The sequence below is a fragment of the Neisseria sp. S1 genome (assembly GCF_048060015.1).
Classification (GTDB): Bacteria; Pseudomonadota; Gammaproteobacteria; order Burkholderiales; family Neisseriaceae; genus Neisseria; species Neisseria arctica.
Window position 1 is genome coordinate 1 of the sequence record NZ_JBLUPI010000022.1, and the last position, 8011, is coordinate 8011.

Annotated in this window: 6 protein-coding genes and 1 pseudogene; 2 read left to right on the top strand and 5 right to left on the bottom strand. The window is 42.4% G+C overall.

Annotation, left to right across the window (positions count from 1 at the left end; all coding sequences use genetic code 11):
* Positions 1–88, bottom strand: a pseudogene (locus tag ACEPPX_RS11335) (IS1595 family transposase); the annotation flags it as partial.
* Between the two features lie 65 nt (positions 89–153).
* Here ACEPPX_RS11335 and ACEPPX_RS11340 point away from each other — a divergent pair.
* Complete coding sequence (locus tag ACEPPX_RS11340) at positions 154–2331, top strand: sel1 repeat family protein (protein WP_416624125.1); 2178 nt, start codon at positions 154–156, stop codon at positions 2329–2331.
* Positions 2332–2449: 118 nt separating this feature from the next.
* Here the strand turns inward: ACEPPX_RS11340 and glmS are convergent, their stop codons facing one another.
* The 4 genes from glmS to ACEPPX_RS11360 all read right to left on the bottom strand — a co-directional run bounded on the left by glmS (position 2450) and on the right by ACEPPX_RS11360 (position 6814).
* The gene (gene glmS, locus ACEPPX_RS11345; RefSeq protein WP_416624126.1) at positions 2450–4288 is read right to left on the bottom strand and encodes a glutamine--fructose-6-phosphate transaminase (isomerizing); all 1839 of its coding nucleotides are present in this window, start codon (positions 4286–4288) and stop codon (positions 2450–2452) included.
* Positions 4289–4403: 115 nt separating this feature from the next.
* Complete coding sequence (gene glmU, locus ACEPPX_RS11350) at positions 4404–5774, bottom strand: bifunctional UDP-N-acetylglucosamine diphosphorylase/glucosamine-1-phosphate N-acetyltransferase GlmU (protein WP_416624129.1); 1371 nt, start codon at positions 5772–5774, stop codon at positions 4404–4406.
* Positions 5775–5850: 76 nt separating this feature from the next.
* Entirely contained in the window at positions 5851–6102 is a 252-nt protein-coding gene (locus ACEPPX_RS11355) for a hypothetical protein (protein ID WP_047760790.1), read from the bottom strand.
* Between the two features lie 73 nt (positions 6103–6175).
* Positions 6176–6814 (bottom strand): pyrimidine 5'-nucleotidase, encoded by a 639-nt coding sequence (locus ACEPPX_RS11360; RefSeq protein ID WP_416624127.1) that lies wholly within the window; start codon positions 6812–6814, stop codon positions 6176–6178.
* A gap of 155 nt (positions 6815–6969) precedes the next feature.
* Here ACEPPX_RS11360 and ACEPPX_RS11365 point away from each other — a divergent pair, with 155 nt between their 5' ends.
* The gene (locus ACEPPX_RS11365) at positions 6970–7977 is read left to right on the top strand and encodes a thiamine ABC transporter substrate-binding protein (RefSeq protein WP_416624128.1); all 1008 of its coding nucleotides are present in this window, start codon (positions 6970–6972) and stop codon (positions 7975–7977) included.
* The last annotated feature ends 34 nt before the right edge of the window (positions 7978–8011 follow it).

Genomic DNA, 8011 nt, shown 5'->3' on the forward strand with positions numbered 1-8011 from the left:
CAGCAGAACGGGCGGTTACCTCAAGTACAAAAAATTCAAGCAACTTTTTTTGTACTTTTTTAGATAGTTTACAGTGTGTTATCTTCATTTTTAAAGGGTAACATAACTGCCAATCTAATACAGCCCCAAAAATAATTTAGAAAGGTTTAATTAATGGAGAAAACGATACAAGAACTGATAGTAGAAGGTGCAGAATTACTTTTAAAAAATCAATATGATGATTCGATTTCAAGCCTTAATAAAGCATGGTACTTGCTTCAAAACAATCAACCTTACGATATTCAAAAAGCATGCTATATCCAACATTGGCTTGGGCAGTGTTATTTAGAAAAAGCACAGAAAACCGGCGATAAGATTCAGGCTCAGAGCTGGTTTGATGAAGCGATTCAACACCATGAAGAAGAGCTGGAGCTGGCGAGCCTACTGACGGATGAACAGAAGAAAATTGAAAAACAAGGGATTGCACAACATTGGCTTGGACAGTGTTATTTAGGAAAAGCACGGAAAACCGGCGATGAAACTCAGGCTCAGGATTGGTTTGATAAAGCGATTAAACACCATGAAGAACAGCTGACACTGGCGAATCAACTGACAGATGAACAGCAGAAAATCGAAGAGCAACAGAATGCACAATTTTGGCTTGGGCGGTGTTATTTAGAAAAAGCGCTGGAAATCGGCGATAAGGTTCAGGCTCAGAGCTGGTGTGATAAAGCGATTCAACACCATGAAGAACAGCTGAAACTGGTAAGCCAACTGATGGATGAACAGAAGAAAATTGAGAAGCAACAGAATGTACAATTTTGGCTTGGGCGATGTTATTTGGAAAAAGCGCTGAAAACCGGCGATGAGATTCAGACTCAGAGCTGGTTTGATGACGCGATTAAACACCATGAAAAACAGCTGAAGCTGGCGAATCAACTGACAGATGAACAGCAGAAAATCGAAGCGCAACAGAATGCACAAGCTGCGCTTGGGCGGTGTTATTTCAAACAAGCGCTGAAAACCGGCGATGAGGTTTTAGCTCAGGATTGGTTTGATGACGCGATTAAACACCATGAAGAACAGCTGAAACTGGCGAATCAACTGACAGATGAACAGCAGAAAATCGAAGCGCAACAGAATGCACAATCTTGGCTTAAACAGTGTTATTTCGAAAAAGCCAAAAAAATACAAACAACTGGAGAATGTTCAGCAGAAATATTACGAAAATATTTTGATTTAAAAAAATCTTTCATTTCTGAAAAATTAAAGCTTGATGTAGATAAAGAATGCTCAAAAATAGAAAAATATATTGTCACCATTTTGACTTCATTACATATTACTCCCTATGAACTAGGAAAAATACCATTGGCACACTATACCAATCCTACAGTATGTAACTTATTATTTAATTTAGCCCATTCAAGCAATTCGAAACAAAATATTCCTAGCAAAATGCGTATGGGTAGTGCAACCTATATGAATGACCCCCTTGAAGGAAAAAGTTTATTAGAATTATTAAATTTACAAGATTTGGATTTACAGAATAAAACTGATTTTGATACTTACAATGCTTTCTTTAGCTGTTTTTCTACCCGTATTAATGATTTAAACCAATTCCGACTATATGGAAAAGAAGACGGTGTAGAAGCCTCAGGCTGTTGTTTGGTATTTAATAAAGAAGGAAATTGGCTAAAAATCCCTAATATTGAGATGGCCTACCCTTCATTATCCAATAATGCCCTAGAATCTAACGAATACTTAAATAATCAGTATTCAAAAACAAATAGTATAAAAAATGATAAAACAGCTTTACCGCTCTACCAAGTAGCTTATATTGCTTATTTAGATGAATATATTAATAAGGATAAATGTGATTTTGAGTTAGAAAACAACCAACAAAATTTTGGTATTTATTTGCAATGTATTGGTAGTAACGACACTTGGCACAAAATCAGATTAGAAAAGCTAAAAGAGGGGCTAAATAGTTTAATTAAATATATTAGAAAAAATAAATATTTATCAATAGAAGAAAAGAAAAGTTTAGAATATATCCGCTATCTTTTTAAAGATTTTGCTTTTCGGGATGAGGAAGAGTTTAGGCTTTTAACTATTACTAAGCTTGGCGATTCTGAGCTTGAATATTGTTCAAATACCAATTCGGTTTATATGCCATACGCCGAAATATGCAATATGGTTAACGAGGTGATATTGGGTGTAAATTTTGAAAAAACGAATAGCAAAAATAAAGTAGAGGTATTTCGGTACCAGATGAAAAAACGTTGGCCTAAGGTGAAGGTGTCGCATTCTTCATTGCCTATTAATGCCAATCCTCCATACAAACCTGATTAGCCTTTATATATAAAACTTAATAATTTATCCATATTTCATAGCATTAAAATAAATGCCGTCTGAAATTTTTTCAGACGGCATTTTCTATTAATCAATTACTTGCAGTTTAATAAAAGTATTATTCTACCGTAACCGATTTAGCCAAATTACGCGGTTTGTCGACATCAGTGCCGCGTGCCAATGCCGCATGGTAAGACAGCAGCTGTACAGGGATTGTATGAACAATGGGCGACAATACGCCGGCATGGCGCGGGGTCCGGATTACATGTACGCCTTCGCTGCCGGTGAAATTACTGTCGAGATCGGTAAATACAAACAATTCACCGCCGCGCGCGCCTACTTCCTGCATATTGGCTTTTACTTTGTCCAACAGGCTGTCGTTGGGAGCAATCACCACAATCGGCATATTTTCGTCTACCAAAGCCAGCGGGCCGTGTTTCAGCTCGCCTGCGGGATAGGCTTCTGCATGAATATAGGTGATTTCTTTCAGTTTCAATGCACCTTCGAGGGCAATCGGATAATGGATACCGCGACCGAGGAACAACGCGCTGGTTTTCTTGGCGAATTTTTGCGACCATGCGGCGATTTGCGGCTCAAGATTCAGCACATGCTGGATACTGCCCGGCAACAGGCGCAGCTCTTCGCGGAAGCGGTTTTCCTGCTCTTCGCCAACAAAACCGCGCAGCTTCGCCAAGGTAACGGCCAAACCGAATAATACGACCAATTGGGTAGTAAAGGCTTTGGTAGAGGCCACACCGATTTCCGCACCGGCGCGGGTATAAAGCACCAGTTCGCTTTCTCGCGGCAGGGCGGATTCCATTACGTTACAAATCGACAAGCTGTGCTTATGGCCGAGAGATTGGGCGTATTTCAACGCCTCCATGGTATCCAGTGTTTCGCCGGATTGGGAAATGGTGATAATCAGCTGTTTGGGGTTGGCTATCACGTCGCGGTAGCGGTATTCGCTGGCAATCTCAACATCTGTCGGGATTTTAGCAATGGATTCAAGCCAATATTTGCTGGTAAGCGCGGAATAGTAAGAAGTACCGCAGGCTAAGATTTTGATGCTGTCGATATCTTCGAATACTTCGCGGGCTTTTTCGCCGAAGTTTTCAGGATTAAAGCCGCCATCGATAAATACTTCGGCAGTATCCGCAATTGCTTTAGGCTGTTCATGAATTTCTTTTTGCATAAAATGGCTGTATGGGCCAAGCTCCAACGAAGCCAGCGAAAGCTCGGATACTTTTACTTTGCGCTCGGCAGGATTGCCGTTTTTATCAATCAGTTTTTTGATACCGCCGGCAGTCAGAATGGCGATATCGCCGTCTTCCAAATAAGCGATATTGCGGGTAAAGGCGATCACTGCGGATACGTCGGATGCGATAAAGGTTTCTTGGTCGCCCAATGCAACCAGCAACGGGCACCCCATACGCGCCACAACCATTTCTTCGTGGTTGTCGTTGGCAATCACGCCGATGGCATAGGCTCCGTGGAAACGGGCACAGGCAGATTTAACGGCTTCAAACAAATCACCGCCGTTATTTTGGTATTCGTGCTTTACGCTGTGGGCAATTACTTCGGTATCGGTTTGCGATTCAAATTCATAGCCCAAGCCTTGCAGACGGATACGCTCTTCTTCGAAGTTTTCGATAATGCCGTTATGCACCACGGCAATCAGGCCGCCTGAAATATGCGGGTGGGCATTAGGTTCGGTTACACCGCCGTGGGTTGCCCAACGGGTATGACCGATACCCATATGACCGTGCACGCCTTTGGCACGCGCTGCATCTTCCATCAGCTGCACACGGCCTACACGGCGCACTCGGGTGATTTTTTCGCCGGTTTGCACAGCAATGCCCGAAGAGTCGTAACCCCGATATTCAAGACGTTTCAAACCGTCTGTTAAAAAGTCCACAACGTTGTGGTTGGCACGAATAGCACCTACGATACCGCACATAAAAGTTCCTTAGTATCAGATTTATCAAAACCCTACCTTGCCGACTCTCGACAAAATAAGCATGGAAACTTTTTCAGACGGCCTAGTTTTATCGTAAGGCCGTCTGAAAGAAGGATTATTTTTTAGCCGGCTTTTCCGGGCGTATCCAACCCTCGATTACGCTTTGGCGGGCTCTAGCAAGCACCAGTTTATTTTCAGGGCATAATTTGGTAATGGCACTGCCGGCACCGATCGTCGCACGGTTACCTACTGTTACAGGAGCGACCAAAACGCTGTTTGAACCAATCCGAACTTCATCGCCGATAATGGTTTTGTATTTGTTTACGCCATCATAATTGGCAGTAATCGTACCTGCACCGATATTGGTTTTACTGCCGATTTCAGCATCTCCCAAGTAGGTTAGGTGGTTGGCTTTACTGCCCTGTCCTACCGTTGTATTTTTCACCTCGACAAAATTGCCGATATGCACTTCGGCGGCTAATTTGGCATTAGGCCGTAAGCGGGCAAACGGTCCGATTTGCCCACGCTCGCCAATTTCGCAACCTTCAAGATGCGAAAAAGGCTGAACTTTGGTACCCGCAGCAATCTTAGCATTGCGGATAAAGCAGTTGGCACCGATTTCTACATCGTCTCCAAGCTCTACTTCTCCTTCAATCACCACGTTAACATCAATTACAACATCTTGCCCGTGCTTCAAGCTACCGCGTAAGTCAAAACGTGCCGGATCGCGTAAGGTTACCCCTGCCGTCAGCAGTGTTTTTGCTTGTCCTTCTTGGAAAATACGTTCCAATTCGGCCAATTGCAATTTATTGTTTACACCGGCTGCCAAATAGCTGGCCGAAACTTGAACCGGGTGTACTTTAATACCGTCTCGGTTAGCCAGTGAAATCAAATCAGTAAGATAGTATTCGCCTTGTGCATTATTACTCTGCAGAGCATTAAGCCAATTCTCAAGCTTGGCATTGGGTAGCACTAAAATACCAGTATTGGTTTCTTTTACGGCTTTTTGCGCAACATCGGCATCTTTTTCTTCAACGATCGCGACCACATTACCGTTTTCACGGATAATACGGCCATATCCTGTAGGATTATCCAGCACGTCCGTCAGCAGGCCAACTTCATCGCCAGCTGCTTCTAACAAAGCTTCCAAAGTATTACGATCGATTAAAGGTACATCGCCGTATAGAACCAATGTACGGCCTTCTTTAGGCAGATAGGGCAATGCCATTTTAACCGCATGTCCGGTACCCAGCTGCTCGGTTTGCTCTACCCAATTCACATTACGTTTTACACGCTCCAATACTTGCTCTTTACCATGCCCAATAACTACAGATACACTGGCAGGATTAAGGCTTTGAGCCGTATCAATGACACGTGCAACCATACTTTGGCCGCCGATTTCATGTAGCACTTTTGGTAATTTGGAATACATGCGAGTGCCTTTACCGGCTGCAAGAATCACTATGTGAAGAGGGGTTTGGCTCATCATGTTTGACCCTTTATAAAATAGTAGATTTATTAAAGAAAATTATTTTTCAGACGGCATTATTTTGCCACAACTATTATTTGATTGGTGGCTGCCATTTGGTACCGCCTACTTCTTTAGGCTCTACCGCATTAGGTTTAACCGCGTGGGGTTCTGGGCGAAAGCCGTTATAGTGCATATTCCTTGAATATGATCCATCTTGATAATAAACTCGTGTACCCGCTTCATATTTAGGCCGAAGACCTGTTTTACCATCTTCTTTTTGATAGGTTTCCCAGCTGCATCCGGTTAAAGCTGCAATCAAAACCAAAAGGGGAACGATACGCATCCCAGTATCCTTAATTAAAAAAATATAATCATATATTGTAATCAAATACGGATTGGCAGAATAGTAAAATTCATTACAAGGTCTTTCCCCATTCTGCTAAAGCAGCCATATCAATAGCGGTAAAATCGACAAATGAAAATTGGCTTTCACTTTGTCCAAACCATACTGTTTGCATACCTAAAGCTTTTGCCGTACGTAGGTTATCTAAACTATCATCTACCATAATACATTCAGACGGCATAACTTTTATAATTTGACAAACATTTAAATAAGCTTTGTCTGAGGGCTTATAAGCCAAATCTAGATCATCGGTTCCCAGTAAAACCTCAAAATAAAACTCAAGCCCCAATTGTTTTATCAAACTCTGTATATAAAATGAAGGTCCGTTGGAAAATACTATTTTTCGACCCTTTAAAGCAGCTAAAGTTTCCGCACTGCCTACCATTGGCACTAAAGCCTCAGAAAGCTTCTCTAAAGGGTGGCTACATTGCAAAAATTCATATATATCAATCTCGGGATGATGTAATTGTAATCCTGCTAATGTCGCTCCGTATCGGTGCCAATAATCTTTTCTAATATAAGAAGCCTGCTCTATATTTATCTTAAGCTTATTAGCTAAATAAACCGTCATATGCTGATTAATCAAATCAAAAATCCCTGCATCGGCATGATGCAGGGTATTATCAAAATCAAACAACCAAACCGGGCTCATAAATTCTATATTTCCATAAAATATTGATATAAAATAACAAAAAATTAATTAATGCTTATAAATACTATTTTTAAAAACCTCAACCTATTTTTGTATAGAATCTCTATAATTAGTATGATACCTTATTCTTAAACAAACTTACCCAGCTAAATCACATGATTAAAAAAACCTTTTTACTCGGGCTGAGCTCACTACTTTTCAGCCTAAACGGCTTTGCTGCTACTGAGGTGCGTTTAGCCGTGCATAAATCATTTAGTCTGCCACAAGAAGTATTGGCAAAATTCGAACAAGAAAACAACGCCAAAGTTTCTATTATTAAAGTCGGTAGCGGTAATGAAATGTTGAATAAGCTTATTCTGAGCCGAGCTAATCCAATTGCTGATGCCGTCTATGGATTAGATAATGCCAATATTGGTAAAGCTAGCCAAAGCGGTATACTAGCCATCCACCAACCGCGAAGTAAAACCACGGTAGCAGGGCTCCCTGGTATTGCAGCTGTCAACTATGCTTATGTAGCTATCAATTATGATAAAAAATGGTTTGATCAAAAAGGATTAGCCCTGCCAAAAACATTAGAAGATTTAACTAAACCTGAGTATAAAGACCTTCTAGTGATGCCCAACCCTGGTACCTCCAGCCCTGGTTTAGCATTTTTAATGGCTAATATCGGGTATATGGGAGAACAAAAGGCATTTTCTTGGTGGGGAAATATGCGTAAAAATGGCGTAAAAATAACCAAAAGCTGGAGCGATGCCTACTACACTGAATTTACCCAAAACGGTGGTAGTCGTCCATTGATAGTCAGCTACACCACCAGTCCTGCGGCGGAGGTTTTCTTCAGCAAGGGCCGATACAGGGTTCCGCCGACAGGGAACCTGCTACTCAAAGGAGGCGTTTACCGTCAGGTAGAAGGCGCGGCGGTATTAAGAGGAGCGGCCCAACCGGCACTGGCCGGCGAGCTGGTGGCCTTTCTACAGGACCCCGAGGCGCAACAGGCGCTACCCGCCGAAATGTGGGTCTACCCGGCCATCAAAGACACCCGCCTTCCTCCCGCCTTTGGCTTTGTAGAACCGCCGCCGGAGCACAGTACACCCGGTTACAGCACCATCACCCGCAAACAGCAGCAGTGGGTCAACCGCTGGATACGCACGGTTTTGCGCTAAAGCTAAGTATGCGGGACCGAAGCAAAGCCAAACA